This window comes from Campylobacter concisus (assembly GCF_003049065.1).
GTDB classification, from domain to species: domain Bacteria; phylum Campylobacterota; class Campylobacteria; order Campylobacterales; family Campylobacteraceae; genus Campylobacter_A; species Campylobacter_A concisus_BE.
Genome location: NZ_PISC01000005.1, coordinates 40120 through 58849, shown reverse-complemented (window position 1 = coordinate 58849; position 18730 = coordinate 40120). Strand labels below are relative to the sequence as shown.

The following is an 18730-nucleotide window of genomic DNA, read 5'->3' as shown; positions in this document are numbered from 1 at the left end:
CAAATTTGCTAGACTCGCTTTGAGTCTAGCTCCTCTTAGATTGATTTAAATTTTATTTTCATAAATTTTTTCTACATTGTTGTTTAAAATTATGATAATTAATATTGTTTTTATGCTTGCTTTGTTAAATTTGCGTTTCGCTTTCATTATCAAAGATTAAATTTAACAAAAGGATATCCGTGAATAGATCAAAATTTATCGCCATTTGCCTTAGCGCTTGTGTGGCAAATTCTCTCTATGCAGTAGAGAAAGATAATAACGAAACTAAGCTAGATGGCGTCGTAGTAAGTGCGAGTGGCTTCTCGCAGCAGATAAAAGAAGCCCCTGCAAGCATAAGCGTGATAAGCGGTGATGAGCTTACAAAAGATAGCTTTACCTCACTTCACTCAATCGCGCAAAAGGTACCAGGCGTAAATGTCGTTGGCGGCGAGGATGGTCCAGCTAGTGGTATCTCTATACGTGGTATGGAGAGCTCTCAAACGCTAGTTTTGATTGATGGCAAAAGAGCAAATTCAAGCAGCGCAAACCCAAAGGGCGGAGCAGGGGATATGAACTCAAATTTCATCCCGCCAGCCGAGGCGATCGAGCGTATAGAGATCATCCGCGGCCCTATGAGCTCGCTTTATGGTAGCGACGCGGTTGGAGGCGTTATAAATATCATTACCAAAAAAGACTTTTCAAAATTTAGCGGCAACGTCGGCATCTCAACCACGATAAACACGCATAAAGGCATAGGAGACGGCAGACAGGGCGACTTTTATCTAAATTTACCTCTTTATAAAGAGTTTTTAGCGCTTCAGCTTTGGGGTTATAAAAAGCTAAGAGATGAGGATAGTTATGTTGGTGGCTATCAAAAAAGCGATAAGAGAAATTTAAGTGCGAAACTTTGGATCACGCCAGATGAACACAATAAATTCTTCATCCTTGGCTCAAACGAAAAACACAACTACTCACGCTCCAAGGGCAAAACAGCCGATCCAAATCCAAGAATGAACGTCTTAAACGCTTACGACTACGAGAAAAAGAGCTATGGTGTGGGTTATCTTGGCGAATTTGATAACCTAAATGCTGATCTTAGCTACATTTATGACCAGACGCAAAGAAGTAGTCTTTTTGACAAATTTATACCAGCAAAAGCTAAAAATCACAACTTTAACTCCAAATTTATAACATTTTTTGGCGCACACACTCTAACTTTTGGCTATGATTTTAGCAAGCAAAATGTCGGCACGACCTTCATCATCTCAAACGCTTCAAAAAATGGCTTAAAAGACCCAAAGACCTACTCGATGAGCGAGCATGCTGGTTTTATCGAAGATGAGTGGCAAATTTTAGATGAAAAGCTCTTTTTAACGCTTGGATCAAGACTCACGCACAACGAATTTTTTGGCAACCACATCTCGCCAAGAGCCTATCTAGTCTATAACGCCACAGATACGCTAAGCCTAAAAGGCGGCGTAGCAACTGGCTATAAAACACCTAATGTCAATCAAATTTCGCCTGAAGTAGGCACTATCCAACGTGGCTGGACGATAGTCAATTTTGGCAATAAAGACCTAAAACCAGAAAAGAGCACGACTTATGAAGTTGGAGCATATTATGACAATCAGGCTGATTTTAGAGGTTCTGTAACGCTTTTTAGAAATGAATTTAAGGATAAAATCCTAGACACAGACGGCAGTAATGTCAATAAAATTCCAGCCTTTGGCGCTTGCCCAGCAGGTGTGCGGATCCAAAGTGAGGGTTGTCCTGGCTGGGGAACTTACTTTAACATAGAAGGTGCGACCGTTTGGGGAGTGGAGCTAAGCGGAGACTATGACATCCTTTCAAATCTAAATTTAAGCTCAAACTACACCTATAACAAATCAAAGATAAAAACTGGCAACCCAACGATAAACACGCCAAGAGGCCCTATGAAATTTAGCGAGACAAATCTTGCCAGACTTGACGCAAAGAGCCTTACCGCAACGCCAGAGCACGCACTTCACGCCACGCTTACATATAAGCCTGTAAAAAGCGTTAAAACATTTTTTGGTGCAAACTACGAGAGCAAGCTAACAAGCGTACAATTTGGCCCTGGTAACAGAGTAAGAGAAAATGAGAAAAATTTACTTACATTTGATACAGGCGTCAGCTGGGACGCAAACAAGCACCTAACGCTTAGTCTAAACGCCTACAACATCTTTGATAAGGTAAGATACGAAGAAGCGCAAATAAATGACAAAGACTACTACTGGTATCCGCAAGAGGGCAGGAGATTTTGGTTTAAGGTCGCTGCAAAATGGTAGGAGTGTTTAAATTTTTGCTTTTTACGCTTGGCGTGACGCAAATTTTACAAGCAGCTCCGCAACAAACGCCTGAGCCACTTAGCCAAAAAGCTGCTAGTAAATTTGAAATTTCAACCTTTAAAATGAGTGCAAATGATGAAATTTATAAAATTTTCACAGCCAAGCTAAAGGGGCAAGATAAGTTTAAAAATGTGCTTTTCTTGCTTGATGCAAACGCCCAGTTTAACATGCTCTTAAATGAATTTGATGGCAAGGCTGCCCCACTAATAATAGGCATAGGATATGACACAAACAAAAGCTACGAGGTAGAAAAACGCACAAGAGATCTCACGCCAAAAGCAGAGGGCGAGGAGTTTAGCAAGGGTGGTGGCGCAGATGCGTTTTACCACTTTTTAACTAAAAATTTAGTGCCGCTAATTGATGAGAAATTTAACGTGCAAAGCAGCCAAAAGAGCCTTTATGGACACTCTTTTGGCGGGCTTTTTACGCTCTATGCTTTGCTTAAAAATGATGGCGTATTTTCAAATTTCTTTATCGCTTCGCCATCTCTTTGGTGGGGTGAGTCTGAAATTTTAAAGCAAAATGTGAGTGAGGGTAAATTTAAAGAGAAACTAAAGGCTAAATTCGTCTTTCTTAGCGTTGGCGAGCTTGAAAAGAGAAAGGGCAAGACAGATAAAGCTGGCATTTTAAAGGCGAGCGATTTAGCCCAAATTTTAAAGCAAAGTGGCGTAAATTCTCACTTTGAGCTTTTTAAAAATGAAACCCACGGCAGCGTCATACCTCTAAATTTAAAAGAGCTTTTAAAATATCTGAAGGATTAAAAATTTAAGGCTATTTTTGTTAAAATCCGCCGCATGAGAGTAGATAAATTTTTAAACGTAGTAAATATCACCAAAAGGCGTGCCGTTAGCGAAGATATGTGCAAAAGTGGCGTTGTGAGCATTAACGGCGTGCAGGCAAAAGCAGCAAAAGATGTAAAGATAGGCGACGTTATCACTATCAAATTTCTAGCTCGCGAGGCGAGATACGAGGTGCTAGCGATCCCAACTACAAAGAGCATACCAAAAAGCGCTCAAAGCGAATATGTAAAAGAGCTTTGATGGTTTTTGAGCTTTTAGAAAATGAGCTTGATCGGCTTGTGCAGGTGCTGCCAAAAAGTGGCGTGGTGCTGCTAAGTGGCGATCTAGCAAGTGGCAAAACGACGCTTGTAAAGGCGATCATCAAGGCTCATGGCATAGATGAGAGCGTGACGTCGCCGACATTTTCTTTGATGCAAATTTATGGTAAAGATATCTATCACTACGACATTTATCAGATCGGATTTGACGGGATGGCAAAAAATGGCCTTTTTGAAAATTTATTTGAAGATGGGCTTCATCTAGTAGAGTGGGGCGATGAAAATTTAGAAAAAGCTCTAAAGAAAAACGGCGAGAGCTATACGTTAGTAAAAATTTCTCCTAGCAAAAATGGCAGAAAATACGAGGTTATAAGTGCATAAACTAGAAGTAAAAGATCTAAAAAAGACGATTAAGAAAAGTGAGATCATAAAAGGTATATCTTTAGAGGTAAATAGCGGCGAAGTGGTAGGGCTTCTTGGGCCAAATGGCGCTGGAAAGACGACCACTTTTTATATGATCTGTGGGCTCATCTCGCCAACTAGCGGAGATGTCTTTTTAAACGACGAAAAGATCACAAACGTCCCGCTTCACAAAAGAGCGCACCTTGGTATTGGCTATTTGCCGCAAGAGTCAAGTATATTTAAAGAGCTAAGCGTTGAAGAAAATTTGCTCCTTGGGGCTGAAATTTTAAATCAAAGCAAAGAAGAGATCTCTAAAAGAGTAAATGAGATGCTAAATATGCTAAATATCGAGCCTATCCGCCTAAGAAAGGGCGTTAGCCTAAGTGGCGGCGAGCGCAGACGCTGTGAGATCGCTAGAAGCCTCATTATAAAGCCAAAATTTTTGCTACTTGATGAGCCATTTGCAGGCGTCGATCCTATCGCAGTTAGCGACATCCAAAGCATCGTTAGAGACCTTAAAAAGTTAGGTATCGGAGTTTTGATAACTGACCACAACGTCCGTGAGACACTAGCCATTTGCGACAGAGCCTACGTCATCAAAGATGGCTCACTGCTAGCAAGCGGCAGTGCGAGCGAAGTGGCAAACAACAAGCTCGTTAGAACGCACTATCTTGGCGAAGAATTTAAGCTACTTGAGTAGATGATGCTAAGGCAAAAGCAAACTTTAGCGCCAAAGATCAAACTAAACCAAACGCTAAGAAGCTGGCTTCCTATCCTTCAAAGCGGGCTTGACGAGCTAAAAGAGACGCTTGAGCCTTTTATAAAAGAGAATCCATTTGCTACGATAGAACACAAAAATTTAGAAAAAAGCGAAAAAAAGCGAAATTTTTTCGAGCAGGTTAGCAAAAACTCGGTTAGCGAGAGCATCGAGGCTTTAAGCATCTATAAAGAAAGCCTCTATGAAAAGCTCGTTAGCCAGATAAATCCACCACTTTTCCCCACGCAAAAGTCCCAAGATATCGCATATAAAATCATCGAGTGCTTAGATGATGAGGGCTATTTTTATTATGATGATGAAATTTTTGCTGGTTTTAATGAGAATGAGGTGGAGCGGGTTAGAGCGAGATTTGCCTACCTTGAGCCATGTGGCGTGGGCGCAAAGGATGTTAAAGAGAGCTTTTTGTTTCAGTTAAGCGAGGCAGAGGCGAGTGATGAGATCATAGAGTGCGCAAAAAAGATCATCTTAAATTTTGAAAATATTGAAAAGCTTAGAAAGCTTAAATTCTATGACGACGCGCTAAAGATCATAAAGAAATTTAAAAATCCCCCAGCTATTGAGTATCTTGAAGATGAAAAAGAGGCGGTGCCTGACATCTTCGTGCTAAGCACAAGTAGTGGCATAAGCGTGCAGATAAATGACGATTATTATCCTGAAATTTCTATCGACACCGAGGGACTAGACGAGAAAGAGGCCTTTGTAAGCTCACGCATAAAAGAGGCTAGCGAGCTCATAGACGCCCTTGAGATGAGAAAGGCGACACTTTATAAGATAGGGCTCATGATAGTTGAGTATCAGTATGACTACTTTTTGGGCGGCGACATAAAGCCTATGAAGCTAAAAGACCTAGCTGACGAGCTTGGGCGCAACCCTTCAACCATCTCAAGAGCGATCGCGAACAAATATCTAAGCTCCCCAAGAGGCACGGTCGCACTTAAAAATTTCTTTGCCACCGGCTTTGACGAGGAGACTTCAAATGCCGCGATAAAGGAATTTTTGCTAGAGCTTATAAAAAACGAAGATCACAAAAAGCCACTTTCTGATCTAAAAATCCAAGAGCTAATCCAAGCTAAATTTAACATCCAAATCGTTCGCCGAACTATCACCAAATACCGTAAAATCCTAAACATCGGCAGCTCAAGCCAGCGAAAAAAGATCTATCAGATAAACGGCTAGCTACCACTCATTTATGGCAAAAAGCGTGGCTTTTCGCATCTGCGTAAAAAGCTCGCTGCTAAGCTCATCGTACTCTTTTCCGCGTCTTTTATGCTGTGCCAAGCCTGCTGCGTCGTCGTTCCAAGAGCCCATACCACCAAAGACATCTGCCGCACTTGCCGCAGTAAAAAGGGCTAAATTTAGCTTTGGCATAAGTGGCGCGTTTAGGATATTTTGCTCTATCTTTTCTGGCTCATTTAGCGCTTTTAGCCCTTTTCTAAAGCAGTCGCCAAAGTTCTCACACTCTATCTCATCTGCAAATTTAGAGGTCCTAGTTAGGATATCTTTAAATTCCAAAGTGTTGTCACTAAATTTTTGAATTTCTGGCGTGTCATTTAGGATAAATTCTTTATAGACTATGTCCCAGCCCTTTTTATCTTCTTCAAAGCTCCAGTGCGGTACGAAGTAGCTCATCTTATCTTTATAAATGCAAAGGATTGACTTGTGGCTTACATTTGAAAAGCCTTGTAGCGAGCGCTCCTTTGATGAGATGGCCAAATTTGTAGCAAATCTCACGTCGCTTAGCCCAAGCTTTTTGGCGTGCTTAAACCACTCATTTATGCTAGCTTGCTCTCTTTTTTCTTGCTCATCCTCCAAAATATAGTCAAAAACTAGGCTTTTTATATATTTTTCGCCTTTGTAGTCTAACTCTAAATTTGACCTTAGAGCTTGCTTTATTGAGGCTACGATAATGCAAGTGTTAAAAACTTCACCATTCATTTTTGCTCCTTTTTTGAGATATTTTATTAAAAGAAGCATAAATTTATCTCTTTAAGGGTTGCAAGCGAAAACTTCAGCTTTTTATAGTAAAATAGCCAAAAATTTCAAAGAGGCAAAATGGATTTTAATGAGATTGAAAAGCTGATAAGCACGCTTAAGAAAAACTTGGAAGTTATCGAAAACAACGGCGTTGTCGAGCCTGAAACAAAGATCGATGCGCTCACTTTTAATAAAAATGTCGAAGAGATCAAAAAAAGACTTTATAGCACAACAGATGAGGGCAGTTTTTTTAAAAATGTCTTTAATACTGAAGATTACTACGAAAACATTAGCTCATACCTCGAGCAGACAAATAAAAGCCTATACTACAAGATAGAAAAGGCTGGCGTGAGCCTAAAGACTAATCAAAATTTGCAAGAGAGCCTGACAAACATCTCAAATATCATGCAAATTTTAGTCGCCGAGTATCAGATACAAAATAAAAAAAAGAAAAAGAGTATCTTTTCAAGAAGTGGCGACACAGCGATGATAAGAGGGCTGCTTGCAGAGCTTATGGAGCTACAAAATAGGATGAATAAAATTTTACATCTCGACTCTCAGATCGTCTCAAACGTAGTTTTGGAAAATTTTAAAACTATCTACACATTTTTTTACAACTGCATAAGAGTGGCCAAACAAAGGGGCGACGAGCTACTTTTGGTTGAGATCGCAGGTATCACAGATAGGATCATCGAGATGATAAGACCTGTGCTTTCAGGCAAAAGCCTAAAGACAAATGAGCTTATCTATCACTACCTCATTTACGAGCTACGAGAGCTAAAAGCCTACGCCATAGGCGAAGATTTAGCTTAAAATTTTATCCACTATCTCTTTTGCCCCATTTGGCAAAAGGATATCTTTTAGAGCTTTGCTGCTTTTGTTTAGATCAAAGCTCTCGATCATTTTTATGACTTCATCTTTGTCTAAATTTTCGCCATTTTGCAGGCAAATTTCAGCTATACCTTTATCTTTTAGAAATTTAGCGTTGTAAAACTGGTGATTGCCAGCGGCATAAGGAAATGGCACAAAGATAGAGGGCAGGGCGTTTGCGCAAAGCTCCCAAAGCGAGCTAGCTCCAGCTCTTGATATGGCAAGATCAGCCTCACTCATCTTTTTTTCTATCTCTTTGCTAAAGTCAAAAATTTCTAAATTTGCCTCGCTAAATCCAAGCTCATCATATCTTTTTTTAAGCTCATCAAGGCTGTTTTTGCCGCATTGATGAATGATCTTTATACCTTTTTCTTTAAGATATGGGGCTAAATTTATAGCCAGCTCGTTTATCGCTTTTGCACCTTGTGAGCCACCTAAAAATAGTATCGTTTTTAGCTCGTCTCTTGTTCTTTGGCTTTCAAAAAATTTATTTGCCACAGGGTAAGGGCAGGGCGAGAGCTCATCATAAGAGCTAAAAAAGCCCTTTGCATACGGCTTTAAAATTTTATTTAGCTTGCCAGTTACGGCATTTTGCTCATGGATGAAAAGTGGCGTTTTTGAGATGATGGCCGCTATGGCTGCTGGCGCTGCTGAGTAGCCTCCCACGCTGATGACTGCTTTAACGCCATTTTCTTTAAAAATTTGCCTGCATTTTAGAGCTAGGCTTATGATATTTGTTATTGATTTTAGCTTGGCAAGGCCTCTTTTATTTACGACGCCACTGCTTGGTAGAAAAAATTTCTTTGCAAATTTATCATCATTTTCAAACCAAAATTTATCCTGACCGCTAGTTGAGCCGATAAAAATTGGCTTTATGCCTCTCTCATTTAGCTCTTCGCAAAAGCTTCTAGCGATCGCCAAATGCCCGCCAGTGCCGCCACCACAAATAACTATCATAGTTTTGCCTTTTTACTAACCATCAAGACCATGCCGATGCCTATGCATATAGCAAGCACGGAGCTACCGCCATAGCTTAAAAATGGCACAGCGATACCTTTTATCGGCGTGATCGACGTGATACCGTAGCTATTCATCAAAAACGAAAACGACAAGATAAGGCCGATACCAAGTGAGAATAGGTGATAGACCTTGTTTTCGCTCCTAGCTGAAATTCTAAATATCCTATAAAGTAGCGTGATAAAGATCGCTGTGATGCATAAAATGCCAAAAACGCCGACCTCTTCAGCTATGCCAGCTAGCACGAAGTCTGTATGCACCTCGCTTAAAAAGCCAAGCTTAAATATCCCAGCTCCAAGCCCCTCGCCAAAAAACTCGCCGTGTTTAATTGCATTTAGTGAGTGAGAAATTTGATATGGCTCTGGTGCGTCTGCCACTCTAAGCACGTTTGCCACGCTATCTGGCAAGAAAGAGAGAACCATATTTTGTATCGTGCCCCACCATGACTTTATACGCAAAATTCTGTGCTCAGAGCTAACTATCGCCACCGTCATGACAAAGGCAGCGCCCAAGATACCGATACCAAAGAGCCTAACACTAGCCCCTGCAAAAAGCGCCATCGTCACAAAGGTAAGTGCCAAAACTACAACCTGACCAAGGTCGTTTTGCATAACGGCAATAAGAAAGATAGCGATACCAAAAAGAATGATATAAGGCAAAAGTATCTTTAGCTCAGCCATCAAAGTCCTCTTGCCGTCGCTAAATTTTCTAGTAAAACTCCACGCCAGAAAATAGACAAAACCGACTTTGAAAAACTCAACAGGCGCAAGTGAGAAGCCAGGCAGCCTGATCCAGCGTCTAGCACCTCCAGAGTCAGTCACCATCGAAGCTGGCAAGGCGTGCATGAGTCCCATAGCGATACCGCACGAGATAAGCAGTCCAAAGCCTATCCAAACAAGCGCTTTGTCGGGATTTAGCCTTGAGAGCCACCACATGAGAAAAATTCCTATGCAGCCGACTGCAAACTGGCGGATAAAAAAGTGAAATTCGTCGTAGTTAAAAAATAAAACTGTAAAAACTGGCAAGGATAGTGAAAAAATGATACTTATGGCGATCAAAGTCGCGCAAAGATAGAAAATAACCTTATCAACTGCCAAATTTAGCTCCAACTTTAAAATGAGCCAAAGTATAATAAAAAACGGCTTACAAAGATATTATTTGCTATAATTGCAGGCTTTAAGGATGGGCATGAAGATAGGTATATTTGACTCGGGGCTTGGCGGGCTTAGCGTCTTAAATGAAGCTTTAAACAAGCTTAGTGAGCATGAATTTTTATATTACGCAGACGTAAAAAATGTCCCATACGGACAAAAGAGCAGGGATGAGATCTTAAAATTTAGCTTTGATGCGGTGAAATTTCTTGTTAAAAATGGCGCAGAAGCCGTCGTGGTAGCGTGCAACACTGCAACAAGCGTGGCGATAAAAGAGCTTAGAGCAAATTTAAGCGTGCCGATCATCGGCATGGAGCCAGCTGTAAAAAAGGCTCACGATCTAAGCCATGATGATGCCCTAAAAACGCTTGTCATCGCCACTCCAGTCACCGTAAATGGCGCAAAACTAAAAGAGCTAATTACAAATTTAAACGCAAAAGATAAAACCGAACTGCTTGCTCTGCCTCGCCTTGTAAATTTCGCTGAAAAGGCTGAGTTTGAGAGCGAAAACGTTAAGTCGTATCTAAAAGATGAGCTAGGTAAATTTGATCTAAGTAAATTTGACTTTTTGGTGCTTGGCTGCACGCATTTTAACTATTTTAAAGATAGCTTAAGAGAAATTTTGCCCTCAAATGTAAGCATAATAGACGGCAACGAAGGGACTATAAAGCGCCTTATAAGCGAGCTTGGACTTGCGGTTTCAAGTGTAAATTTAACTCCAAATGTGAAATTTTTCTACTCAGGTGACGAGGTTTGCGAGCAAAACGAGCTAGAGAAAATTTCAAGAAATTTAGCTAGATTAGAAAAAATGAGAGCTATCTGTTAGGTTAAATTTAGCTAAAAATTTGAGCCAAATTTAGTAAAATACATTAAATTTTATGTATTTTTATGTGTATTATTTCTTTCTTTGCTTTACTATATAGATAACACTTATTATCGCAACCACTGCTAAAAGAGCGATCGTGATCGTTAGAAGTGTCTGTTTGTCAGGATTTGAGCCTAGAAAGTAGCCAACTCCAAGCAAAACCGCGCACCAAATCCCAGCACCAAGTGTGGTAAATAGGCAAAATCTAAAAATGTTCATCTTAGCAAGCCCGGCTGGCAGGCTGATGTATTGACGAATTCCAGGGATGAGGCGTGAATTAAAGGTTGAAATTTCGCCATGTTTATTGAAAAATGCTTCAAATTTATCCATCTTTTCGTGAGTGATGCCCACAAATTTGCCGTATTTTAAGACGATCTCGCGTCCAAAAAAGTAGCAAAGATAGTAGTTGAAAATGGCTCCAAGCAAGCTGCCAAGCGTGCCTGAGATAAAAGCAAGCGCTAAGCTCATCTCGCCTTTGTGAGCTAGATATCCAGCTGGTATCATCGCCACTTCGCTTGGAAATGGAAAAAATGAGCTCTCCAAAAACATCATCACAAATATGCCAGCATAGCCCCAGCTGCTCACGCTTGAGACTATAAAATCAATAATGTCATGTAGCATTTTTACTCCGAGATTTATCTTAAAACGAGGCATTGTAGCAAAGCTTTATTTACTAATAGTAACTAACAAAAGCGATAAATTTTAAAAAAGATAGTTAAAACGAAAAGCTATAAGGTTTAAATTTAAAGGCAAAAGTAGGGCGAAAGCTCGCCCCGTTTTTAAAATGCAGGTATGACCTCGCCTTTGTAGCGAGTGATGATGAAATTTTTAGTATCAGGGCTAAGTACCGCATCGACTAATGCTTTGATCTTAGGATTGTTCTCGTTGCCAGCTCTTGTGACGATGATGTTTGCATAAGGGCTGTTGGCGTCTTCAAGCAAAAGTGCGTCTTTTGCCACGCTCATGCCAAGATCAAGGATGAAATTTGTGCTAATAGCAGCGATATCGACATCATCAAGCGTTCTTGGGATCTGAGCGCCTTCTAGCTCGACAAATTGTAAATTCTTAGGATTTTTAGTTATGTCATTTACAGTTGCAACTTTTACGTTTTTATCGATCTCTATAAGACCGGCTTTTTCTAAAATTCTAAGCGCTCTGTTGCCGTTTGACGGATCGTAAGCGATCGCAACTTTTGAGCCATCTTTTAGATCTTTTATGCTTTTTATCTTTTTAGAGTAAAAGCCAAGTGGCTCGACATGGACATTTGCAACGCTTACAAGATGCAAGCCTCTAGCCTTGTTTTGCTCCTCAAGATATGGCAAATGCTGAAAGAAATTTGCGTCTAAGCTGCCATCTTCTGTGGCGACATTTGGTATCGAATAGTCTGAAATTTCAGAGATAACAAGATCATAGCCTTTATCTTTTAGCTTTGGTTTTACAAATTCTAAAATTTCAGCGTGTGGCACTGGTGAGACACCAACAATGATAGTATGATCCTTGTCGGCTGCGTGAAGGCTTAGAGCAACTAAAGATGCGGTTAAAAGTTTGATAAATTTCATTGTTTTTCCTTTTTTTTGTTTTGGTAAAGCGACGCTAAAAAGGTAAAAGCTTTTACGTCGCTTTTTTGAAAATTTGATTAAAACGCTGGGATGATAGCGCCGTTATATTTTGTCTCGATAAATTTCTTAACTTCTGGTGAGTTGATCGCTTTATCAAGCGCTTTAGTTTTAGGGCTGTTCTCGTTGCCAGCTTTAACAACTACGTAGTTTACGTATGGGCTATCTTTGCTCTCGATCACAAGCGCGTCTTTTGTTGGATTGAGATTTGCATTTAGCGCGTAGTTTGTGTTGATAACTGCGATAGTAACGTCATCAAGCGTTCTTGGCACTTGAGCAGTCTCGATCTCTTCAAATTTAAGCTTCTTAGGGTTATCAACTATATCAAGCGGAGTTTTTAGTGGGTTGTTGTTTAGCTTGATAAGTCCGGTACTTGCTATGATGTCAAGTGCGCGGCTCTCGTTTGTTGGGTCATTTGGGATAGAGACAACTGCGCCATCTTTTAGCTCTTTGATATCTTTGATCTTTTTAGAATAAACTCCCATTGGCTCGAGGTGCACGCCAACTGTTTTTACAAGGTGAGTGCCTTTGTTTTTGTTAAATTCTTCAAGATATGGGATGTGCTGAAAGAAGTTTGCGTCAAGGTCGCCGTCCTCTGTCGCAAGGTTTGGCGTGGTGTAGTCGTTAAATTCTTTGATCTCAAGTGTGTAGCCATCTTTTGCCAAAATAGGCTTTACAACCTCTAAAATTTCAGCATGTGGGATAGGCGTAGCACCGACGATTATTGTTTTTGACTTGTCAGCAGCATTTGCGCTAACGCTAAGGCCTAGGGCAACTAAAGAGGTAAGAAGTAGTTTTTTCATTTGTTATCCTTTTTTAAAATTTGCCAAGCACCAAAAAAGGATAAATTTAAGCTAGAAGGTTAAATTTCTTTTTAAGCGCTTAAGCTATTTCTAAGCACTTAAAAAGAAATTCTGTGCTTAGAGATTAGTCTTTCGACGACGCATTTTTTAGTAGGCGGCACATCTGGCACATATCTGATTTCATCTTTTGTCCTTTCAGCTAAAATTAATTTTGCAATTTTAAGGAAAAAAGCTTAAAATCAGATAAAAAATGTGGCCTTATTTTTTTGAAATTTTATAGAGATAGTTGCCTAAAACTTGAAAAATTTGAACCATAATGATAAGAATAACCACGGTGTAGAGCATGATATCTGGGCGAAATCTCTGATATCCGTAGTTTATAGCGACAGATCCTAGTCCGCCACCGCCAACTGCACCAGCCATCGCTGAAAAGCCGATATTTACGATAAGCGTTAGCGTAAATGCCGAGATGATGCCAGGAAGAGCCTCTACAAACATCACGCGAAAGATGATCTGAAATTTCGAGCTACCAAAGCTTTGAGCAGCTTCGATGATGCCTTTATCAACCTCTTTTAGGGCATTTTCAATGAGCCTTGCCACAAACGGAGCCGCTCCAATAGTTAGCGGAACGATCGCAGCTGTGGTGCCGATGCTTGTGCCTACGATCATTTTTGTGACCGGAAAGAGCACGATGATCAAAATGATAAACGGAAAGCTTCTAAGCACGTTTATAACGATATCTAGCACAAAATAAAGCTGCTTGTTTGGCTTTAGCCCGTCTTTGTCTGAAAGTATTAGCAAAACCGCAGGTATGAGGCCTATGGCAAAGGCGAGCATGGTAGAGACTATGCTCATATATAGCGTCTCGCCGATAGCTGGCAAAAGTATCCTAGAAAAAACATCTGGAAATTTAGAAAAATCAATACCAAACATCAAGCAACCTCCCACAAAACGCCACTTTGCTTGATATAGTTAAGCACGTTTTCTTTATCTTTTTCATCTATGTTTATGACAAGCGAGCCAAGGACGTTGTCGTTTAGCTTTTCAAGCTTGCCCCAGACTATGTTAAAGTCGATATTTAGGCTTCTTGCCATATGCGTGATCACGCTGTTTTGAGCCACTTCTTTTGGGAAAAATAGCCTGATATTTGTGCCAGTGCTTGGCAAAATTTCAACTTCACCCAAAAACTCTTTCATCTTCTCATCTGGTTTTAAAAATAGCTCTTCGATGCTTCCAGAGCCTATGATCTTGCCGCCTTCTAACAAAATCGCTCGTTTTGCGATCGATTTTACAACCTCCATCTCGTGCGTGACGATGACGACGCTGATCTCTAGCTCTTTGTTTATCTTTTCAAGCAGCTCTAAAATTTGGTTTGTCGTGTTTGGATCAAGAGCCGAAGTCGCCTCGTCGCTTAGTAAAATTTTAGGATTTAAAGCAAGCGCTCTGGCGATCGCCACACGCTGTTTTTGACCGCCACTTAGCTCACTTGGATAGCTTTTTGCCTTGTTTTCAAGACCGACTAAATTTAAAAGCTCTTTCACTCTTTTTTCAGTTTCATCGCTTTTGTAACCCCAAAATTTAAGCGGAGTGGCGACGTTTTCAAAGACGTTTTTTCTAGCCATCAAGGCAAAATGCTGAAATATCATCCCAACATCTCGCCTTAAATGTCTCTGCTGCGTCTCATCTAAATTTTTTATCTCTTGATCAAAGACTTTTAAGCTGCCACCTTGATAGCTTTCAAGTCCGTTTATGCACCTTAAAAGCGTTGATTTACCAGCACCGCTGTGCCCCACGATAGCAAAAATTTCACCCTTTTTAACCTCCAAATTTATATCAAAAAGGATCTGGGTATCACCGTAAAATTTGCTTAATTTCTCTATTTTTATCACTAAATTTTCCTTATTTTTAAAAGTGCGTCATCTTATAAAATTTCGCGCCTTAGCTCATCTGCACTCTTTGGCGAAAGAAGTGCTGGAGCTATGTCAAATACACTAAATGCGCCACTCTCGCCTCTTTGTGCCAAGCGATATGCTGCACGGGCATAAGCTACGAGTACACTTGCGGTAAATTCTGGATTTGAGTCAAGTTTTAGCGAAAACTCGATCAAGTGTTTATTTTCGCCATGCTCTCCGCTCACTCCACTTCGCAGTACAAATCCCCCATGTGGGATACCGCCGTGCTCTTTTTTAAGCGTCTCAATATCTATAAAATGCACGCTTGTGTCGTAGTCGGCAAAGTAGTTTGGCATCGTTTTTATCTCATGCTCGATGCGTGCCTTATCAGCGCCGTCCTCTGCCACGACGTAGCAATCACGCAAGTGTTTTTCTCTTGTGGTTAAATTTGGATTTTCCCCATCGCGTACTCGCTCTAGTGCGCTATCTATGGGCACTGTGTATTGACGAGCGTCCACGACGCCTTTTATCCTGCGGATAGCGTCTGAGTGGCCTTGGCTCACGCCTTTGCCCCAAAATGTGTAGCTGCTGCCATTTTCAAGCACGCTCTCGCCAAATAGTCTATTTAATGAAAATAGCCCCGGGTCCCAGCCAACAGCGATGACGCCTACATTGCCACCTTTTTTAGCAGCAGCATCCACTGCGGCAAAGTGCTCTGGGATTTTAGCGTGCGTGTCAAAACTATCGACGACATTAAACTCTTTTGCAAACTCTGGCGTCTGCGTTGGAAGGTCAGTTGCGCTGCCACCGCAAAGTACTAAAACGTCAAATTTGCCCTTGTGTGATAAAATTTCATCCACGCTAAATACTGGCGCGCCACACGTTTTTACCTCGCTTGGATCTCTGCGGCTAAAGACTGCTGTTAGCTCTAAATCCTTGCTATTTCGCACCGCAAGCTCGACGCCGCGACCTAAATTTCCATATCCTAAAACTGCTATTTTTATTTTTTCACTCATTTTTTTATCCTTTAAATTTTAAATTTACATGCAAGATAGTGCAGGGCGATAAATTTCACTTTAATAAGACAATATATTAGCGCCAAGGGTAGCGTGGCAACTACAAGCTGCCAAAGATAAAACGCTACCCTTCAACTTTTGCCGCAAAACCTACTCGCCAAGAGCTTCTAGCTCTTCGCATACTTTTTTAAATTTAGCCTCGGCGCTCTCTAGCGCCTCTTTGTTTGTCTCTATGACCTCTTTTGGTGCGTTTGCAACGAAATTTTGGTTTTTTAGCATGCCTGAGAGTTTGGCTATCTCTTTTTCAAGCTTTGTCTTTTGAGACCTTAGCCTTGTGATGATGCCGCTCATATCAAGCCCCTCAAGCGGGACAAATGCCTCTAAATTTTCGCTTACATCTCTTATTGAATTTTCGATTTTCTCATCTACAAAGCCGATCTCTTCGCATTTTGCAAGCAGTTTGATATACTCTTTAACCTCGTCAAGATCTATTTTTTCGTTAAATTTAACAAAGGCTTTTGTGATCTTTGAGTTGCCAAGATCTATGGTCGCTTTTGCACGGCGAATAGCCACGATCGCTTCGATAACTAGCTCAAATTTCTTCTCAACCTCTAAATTTCGCTCTTTTATCTCTGGATAGCTCATCACCATTATTGATTTTGCATTTTCAAGCTGTGTGCCGCTAAGCTCTTGAAATAGATACTCTGAAAGAAACGGCATGAAAGGATTTAGTAGTTTCATCGCCTCTTTAAATATACTTCCAAGCTCTTTTACGCTCGCTTTGTCAGCCTTGCTTAGCTCAATGCCCCAGTCGCAAAACTCATCCCAAAGGAATTTATAAAGCGTGTTTGCAGCGTCATTGAAGCGGTAGGCGTCGATGTTTTCGCGCACCTCTCTCACGCACTCGTTAAAGCGGCTATTCATATAAATTCCAAGCTTTGTTTGAAGCTTGATATCCTCTAAATTTGCAAATTTGCTCTCATTTAGCATGAGATATTTGCTCGCGTTATAAAGCTTGTTGGTGAAATTTCTTACCTGCTTCATCTTAGCGTCACTTAGCTTGATATCGCGTCCTTGAACGGCTAGAAGCGTTAGTGTAAAGCGCAATATATCGGCGCTATACTCATTTATGCTATCAAGTGGGTCGATGACATTGCCAAGGCTTTTACTCATCTTTCTGCCAAACTCATCTTTTACAAGCGCATGCAGATAAATGTCGTCAAATGGCAGCTTACCAAGGGCGTTTTCACCCTGAAACATCATCCTAGCAACCCAGAAAAATAATATATCAAAGCCAGTTATGAGAAGGTTGTTTGGATAAAACTCAGCCAAGTCGCCTTCAAACCATTTTTCATTTTTTAGCTCATTTTCATTGCCCCAGCCAAGCGTGCTAAATGGCCAAAGACCAGAGCTAAACCACGTATCTAGCACGTCTGGGTCTTGGTGGAAATTTTTACTTTTACACTTTTTGCACTCGCATGGCTCGTCCTCGTCAGCCCACATATGACCGCAATCATCGCAGTAAAATACTGGAATTTGATGTCCCCACCAAAGCTGGCGTGAGATACACCAATCTCTTAGCTCTCTCATCCACGCGTTAAAGCTGTTTATCCAGTGTGGCGGGTAAAATTTAGCAAGGCCTTCAGAGACTTTTTGTATCGCTTCGTCCGCGATCTCTTTTTTGACAAACCACTGCTTTGAGATGTATGGCTCGACGACGTTTTTGCAGCGGTAGCAGTAGCCTACTTGATTTTCGTAGTCTTCTATCTTTTCAACATTGCCAAGTTTTTCAAGCTCGGCTACTACGATATCTCTAGCCTCAAGCCTCTCAAGACCTGCAAATTTATCGCACTTATCGTTTAAGATGCCCTTTTCGTCAAAGACGGTGATAAACTCAAGGTTGTGTTTTTTACCAACTTCGTAGTCGTTTTGATCGTGCGCAGGTGTGACCTTAACAAGGCCTGTTCCAAACTCCATATCAACGTGCTCGTCTGCGATGATCTCGATCTCTCTATTTATGATAGGTAGCACCACTTTTTTGCCGATTAAATTTTTATAGCGCTCGTCGTTTGGATTTACCATTACCGCCGTATCACCGAAATATGTTTCAGGACGAGTAGTCGCAACCACTATATAAGCGCCTTGTCTCGCATGCGCCTTTGCTGGAGACTGCTGCTCGTTCTTCACTGCAACGCACGAAGAGTGCGCTTCATTCGAACTCGCATCGCAACCAGCAAATTCATCATGCGATACTTCTGCTTGATAGTTTTCTAAATTTTGTCCATCTGCAAAGTAATATCTCAAATGATAAAGCTTACCTTTGTTCTCCTTGTGCTCGACCTCGATGTCAGAGAGTGCGCCATCATGCGTACACCAGTTTATCATGTAGTTTTTCTGGACTATTAGCCCTTTGTCGTATAAATTTACAAAGGCTTTTTTCACAGCTCTTCTTAAGCCCTCATCCATAGTAAATCTCTGGCGTGACCAAGCCGGAGTGATGCCAAGCTTTCGCATCTGATGGACGATCATGCCGCCGCTTTTTTCTTTCCACTCCCACACTTTTTCTACAAATTTCTCACGTCCAAGCTCTTCTTTCTTGATCCCTTGAGCCAAAAGCTGCTTTTCAACGACGTTTTGAGTAGCGATACCAGCGTGGTCAAGGCCTGGCTGCCAAAGTGTCTTGTAGCCGTCCATTCTCTTGTAGCGAGTCATGATATCTTGAAGTGTGAAGGTTAGGGCGTGTCCGATGTGAAGCGAGCCAGTCACGTTTGGAGGTGGCATCATAATGCAAAATTTACGTCCATCTTTTTGGATATCTTTGTTTGCGTCTATCTCGAAATATCCGCGTTCTTCCCAAATTTTATAAAATTTATCTTCTATCTCTTTTGCATTGTAAAATTCTGCCACTTTTGTATCCTCTTTCGTTTAAAAAATGCTTAAT

At 41.0% G+C, this 18730-nt stretch carries 18 protein-coding genes; 8 read left to right on the top strand and 10 right to left on the bottom strand.

Annotated elements, in window-relative coordinates; translation table 11 throughout:
- Window positions 1–179 precede the first annotated feature (179 nt).
- Genes CVS81_RS05555 through CVS81_RS05530 form a run of 6 tightly spaced genes read left to right on the top strand, consistent with a single transcriptional unit; the run spans window position 180 to window position 5761 of the window.
- Window positions 180–2288 (top strand): TonB-dependent receptor domain-containing protein, encoded by a 2109-nt coding sequence (locus CVS81_RS05555; protein ID WP_107965359.1) that lies wholly within the window; start codon window positions 180–182, stop codon window positions 2286–2288.
- The gene (locus CVS81_RS05550; protein ID WP_107965358.1) at window positions 2282–3109 is read left to right on the top strand and encodes an alpha/beta hydrolase; all 828 of its coding nucleotides are present in this window, start codon (window positions 2282–2284) and stop codon (window positions 3107–3109) included. The genes CVS81_RS05555 and CVS81_RS05550 overlap by 7 nt, the downstream gene beginning before the upstream one ends.
- Before the next feature lie 33 nt (window positions 3110–3142).
- Complete coding sequence (locus CVS81_RS05545) at window positions 3143–3388, top strand: RNA-binding S4 domain-containing protein (RefSeq protein WP_002940508.1); 246 nt, start codon at window positions 3143–3145, stop codon at window positions 3386–3388.
- Entirely contained in the window at window positions 3388–3786 is a 399-nt protein-coding gene (tsaE, locus tag CVS81_RS05540) for a tRNA (adenosine(37)-N6)-threonylcarbamoyltransferase complex ATPase subunit type 1 TsaE (protein ID WP_107965357.1), read from the top strand. The genes CVS81_RS05545 and tsaE overlap by 1 nt, the downstream gene beginning before the upstream one ends.
- Entirely contained in the window at window positions 3779–4507 is a 729-nt protein-coding gene (gene lptB / locus CVS81_RS05535; RefSeq protein ID WP_009293825.1) for an LPS export ABC transporter ATP-binding protein, read from the top strand. Before tsaE ends, lptB begins: the two co-directional genes overlap by 8 nt.
- A 3-nt stretch (window positions 4508–4510) precedes the next feature.
- A complete protein-coding gene (locus CVS81_RS05530) occupies window positions 4511–5761 on the top strand; it encodes an RNA polymerase factor sigma-54 (RefSeq protein ID WP_234399532.1) in 1251 nt (416 codons plus the stop codon).
- Here CVS81_RS05530 and CVS81_RS05525 read toward each other — a convergent pair whose 3' ends face one another.
- Window positions 5762–6520: a hypothetical protein gene (locus tag CVS81_RS05525; protein WP_107965355.1), complete on the bottom strand. Its 759-nt coding sequence runs from the start codon at window positions 6518–6520 to the stop codon at window positions 5762–5764. It lies immediately after the preceding gene.
- Between the two features lie 117 nt (window positions 6521–6637).
- Between CVS81_RS05525 and CVS81_RS05520 the strand changes: the two genes are divergently transcribed.
- Window positions 6638–7372 carry a hypothetical protein gene (locus CVS81_RS05520; RefSeq protein WP_009293819.1) on the top strand — a complete coding sequence of 245 codons (735 nt, stop codon included), beginning with the start codon at window positions 6638–6640 and terminating at the stop codon, window positions 7370–7372.
- Here the strand turns inward: CVS81_RS05520 and murG are convergent.
- Window positions 7364–8386, bottom strand: coding sequence for an undecaprenyldiphospho-muramoylpentapeptide beta-N-acetylglucosaminyltransferase (murG, locus tag CVS81_RS05515; protein ID WP_107965354.1), 1023 nt, complete (start codon window positions 8384–8386; stop codon window positions 7364–7366). The two genes, CVS81_RS05520 and murG, sit on opposite strands and share 9 nt — an antisense overlap.
- On the bottom strand, window positions 8383–9543 hold the full coding sequence (locus tag CVS81_RS05510; protein ID WP_009293817.1) for an FtsW/RodA/SpoVE family cell cycle protein: 1161 nt from the start codon (window positions 9541–9543) through the stop codon (window positions 8383–8385). Before CVS81_RS05510 ends, murG begins: the two co-directional genes overlap by 4 nt.
- A 91-nt stretch (window positions 9544–9634) precedes the next feature.
- Here CVS81_RS05510 and murI point away from each other — a divergent pair, with 91 nt between their 5' ends.
- Window positions 9635–10423 carry a glutamate racemase gene (gene murI, locus CVS81_RS05505; protein WP_107965353.1) on the top strand — a complete coding sequence of 263 codons (789 nt, stop codon included), beginning with the start codon at window positions 9635–9637 and terminating at the stop codon, window positions 10421–10423.
- A 69-nt stretch (window positions 10424–10492) separates the two neighbouring features.
- Here the strand turns inward: murI and CVS81_RS05500 are convergent, their stop codons facing one another.
- From CVS81_RS05500 to CVS81_RS05470, 7 genes are all read right to left on the bottom strand, one after another.
- Window positions 10493–11083 (bottom strand): DedA family protein, encoded by a 591-nt coding sequence (locus CVS81_RS05500; RefSeq protein WP_107965352.1) that lies wholly within the window; start codon window positions 11081–11083, stop codon window positions 10493–10495.
- Window positions 11084–11241: 158 nt separating this feature from the next.
- Window positions 11242–12021, bottom strand: coding sequence for a MetQ/NlpA family ABC transporter substrate-binding protein (locus tag CVS81_RS05495; protein WP_107965351.1), 780 nt, complete (start codon window positions 12019–12021; stop codon window positions 11242–11244).
- 77 nt (window positions 12022–12098) lie between these two features.
- A complete protein-coding gene (locus tag CVS81_RS05490; protein ID WP_021084583.1) occupies window positions 12099–12881 on the bottom strand; it encodes a MetQ/NlpA family ABC transporter substrate-binding protein in 783 nt (260 codons plus the stop codon).
- A 258-nt stretch (window positions 12882–13139) separates the two neighbouring features.
- Complete coding sequence (locus CVS81_RS05485) at window positions 13140–13814, bottom strand: methionine ABC transporter permease (RefSeq protein ID WP_107965350.1); 675 nt, start codon at window positions 13812–13814, stop codon at window positions 13140–13142.
- Entirely contained in the window at window positions 13814–14770 is a 957-nt protein-coding gene (locus CVS81_RS05480) for a methionine ABC transporter ATP-binding protein (protein ID WP_107965349.1), read from the bottom strand. Before CVS81_RS05480 ends, CVS81_RS05485 begins: the two co-directional genes overlap by 1 nt.
- Before the next feature lie 32 nt (window positions 14771–14802).
- Window positions 14803–15789 (bottom strand): diaminopimelate dehydrogenase, encoded by a 987-nt coding sequence (locus CVS81_RS05475; RefSeq protein ID WP_107965348.1) that lies wholly within the window; start codon window positions 15787–15789, stop codon window positions 14803–14805.
- 150 nt (window positions 15790–15939) lie between these two features.
- Window positions 15940–18696 carry a valine--tRNA ligase gene (locus tag CVS81_RS05470; protein WP_107965347.1) on the bottom strand — a complete coding sequence of 919 codons (2757 nt, stop codon included), beginning with the start codon at window positions 18694–18696 and terminating at the stop codon, window positions 15940–15942.
- Window positions 18697–18730 lie beyond the last annotated feature (34 nt).

Bases quoted from the DNA above. Each gene is read 5' to 3' on its own strand.
- CVS81_RS05550 (WP_107965358.1), top strand. From the start codon at position 2,282: ATGGTAGGAGTGTTTAAATTTTTGCTTTTTACGCTTGGCGTGACGCAA.
- CVS81_RS05545 (WP_002940508.1), top strand. From the start codon at position 3,143: ATGAGAGTAGATAAATTTTTAAACGTAGTAAATATCACCAAAAGGCGT.
- tsaE (WP_107965357.1), top strand. From the start codon at position 3,388: ATGGTTTTTGAGCTTTTAGAAAATGAGCTTGATCGGCTTGTGCAGGTG.
- CVS81_RS05530 (WP_234399532.1), top strand. From the start codon at position 4,511: ATGCTAAGGCAAAAGCAAACTTTAGCGCCAAAGATCAAACTAAACCAA.
- CVS81_RS05525 (WP_107965355.1), bottom strand. From the start codon at position 6,520: ATGAATGGTGAAGTTTTTAACACTTGCATTATCGTAGCCTCAATAAAG.
- CVS81_RS05520 (WP_009293819.1), top strand. From the start codon at position 6,638: ATGGATTTTAATGAGATTGAAAAGCTGATAAGCACGCTTAAGAAAAAC.
- murG (WP_107965354.1), bottom strand. From the start codon at position 8,386: ATGATAGTTATTTGTGGTGGCGGCACTGGCGGGCATTTGGCGATCGCT.
- murI (WP_107965353.1), top strand. From the start codon at position 9,635: ATGAAGATAGGTATATTTGACTCGGGGCTTGGCGGGCTTAGCGTCTTA.
- CVS81_RS05500 (WP_107965352.1), bottom strand. From the start codon at position 11,083: ATGCTACATGACATTATTGATTTTATAGTCTCAAGCGTGAGCAGCTGG.
- CVS81_RS05495 (WP_107965351.1), bottom strand. From the start codon at position 12,021: ATGAAATTTATCAAACTTTTAACCGCATCTTTAGTTGCTCTAAGCCTT.
- CVS81_RS05490 (WP_021084583.1), bottom strand. From the start codon at position 12,881: ATGAAAAAACTACTTCTTACCTCTTTAGTTGCCCTAGGCCTTAGCGTT.
- CVS81_RS05485 (WP_107965350.1), bottom strand. From the start codon at position 13,814: ATGTTTGGTATTGATTTTTCTAAATTTCCAGATGTTTTTTCTAGGATA.
- CVS81_RS05475 (WP_107965348.1), bottom strand. From the start codon at position 15,789: ATGAGTGAAAAAATAAAAATAGCAGTTTTAGGATATGGAAATTTAGGT.